Origin of the sequence: Amycolatopsis thermalba (genome assembly GCF_003385215.1) — a bacterium.
In the GTDB taxonomy this organism is placed as follows: domain Bacteria; phylum Actinomycetota; class Actinomycetes; order Mycobacteriales; family Pseudonocardiaceae; genus Amycolatopsis_E; species Amycolatopsis_E thermalba.
Window position 1 is genome coordinate 1 of sequence record NZ_PQHW01000219.1, and the last position, 1,278, is coordinate 1,278.

Annotated in this window: 1 protein-coding gene; it reads left to right on the plus strand. The window is 62.4% G+C overall.

Translation table 11 applies throughout. The features are described from left to right. Window positions 1–67 precede the first annotated feature (67 nt). Window positions 68–1,239 (plus strand): IS3 family transposase gene (locus D0D15_RS35750; RefSeq protein ID WP_369806867.1). Its coding sequence is split into 2 segments (ribosomal slippage): window positions 68–356 and window positions 356–1,239, totalling 1,173 coding nucleotides; the frame shifts between segments, so codons are not numbered across the junction. Window positions 1,240–1,278 lie beyond the last annotated feature (39 nt).

Below are 1,278 nucleotides of genomic sequence, written 5' to 3' on the forward strand. Positions count from 1 at the left end.
TGAGCTTGGCCCTGTGGCCCGGACACCTGACCTGAGGTGACCGTCGGTTACCGGGGAGGATGTTGCGGTGCCTGCACCACACCCGCCTGAGTTCCGTCAGCGCGCCGTCGAGTTGGCCCGTCTGGGCGACAAACCGGTCGCTGCGCTGGCGAAGGACCTGGGCATCAGCGAGTCGTGTCTGCGGAACTGGATGGCCCAGGCGGACGCCGATGAGAACGGTAGTTCGGCGCGGCTGACCAGTGCGGAGAAGAAGGAACTGGCCGAGCTGCGGAAGAAGAACCGGCAGCTCGAGTTGGAGAACGAGATCCTTAAACGGGCAGCGGCCTATTTCGCCCGGGAAAACATCCTCCCAAAGTAATCTACCCGCTGGTCCGCGAGTTAGCCGACGACGGTATTGATGTCGCGGTGGCCTGCCGGGTGTTGAAGGTTTCCCGTTCCGGCTATTACGAGTGGCACACGCGGCCGCCCGCCGCTCGTGACGAGGAGAACGAATTGTTACTCAAGCACATCCGGTCCATTCACGCCGAGTCGCGCGGCACCTATGGTTGGCCGCGGGTGCACGCCGAGCTCACGCTCGGGCTGGGCCTGCCGGTCAACCACAAACGGGTCGCACGACTCATGCGACAGGCCGGCATCCAGGGCCTCTACCGGCGCCGCCGACGAGGCTGCACCGTGCGCGACCCCGCCGCAGAACCGGCCTCTGACCTGGTCAACCGCAACTTCACGGTGGACCAGCCAAACCGCCTGTGGATCACCGACATCACCGAGCACCCCACCGAGGACGGAAAGGTGTACTGCGCGGCAGTGATGGACGCCTATTCCCGGCTCATCATCGGCTGGTCGATCGCCGACCACATGCGCTCCGAACTGGTCACCGACGCACTCGGCATGGCCATTCTCCGCCGAAACCCCGAAACCGGAACCACAATCCTACATTCCGACCACGGCGCGCAATACACATCCTGGGCGTTTGGTCAGCGACTCCGATCAGCTGGCCTGCTCGCCTCGATGGGCACCGTCGGCGACTGCTACGACAATTCCATGATGGAATCCTTCTGGGGCACCCTGCAACTCGAACTCCTCGACTCCAAACAGTGGAAAACCAGCGAGGAACTTGCCAATGCCATCTTCGAATGGATAGAATGCTGGTATAATCCGAAACGGAGACATTCCAAAATCGGAATGCACAGCCCCGTCACGTTTGAAGCCCTGCACACGGAGTCAGACCAAGATCACTGACCCCACACCCGAAGTGTCCGGCGAACGGGGGCAAGCTCA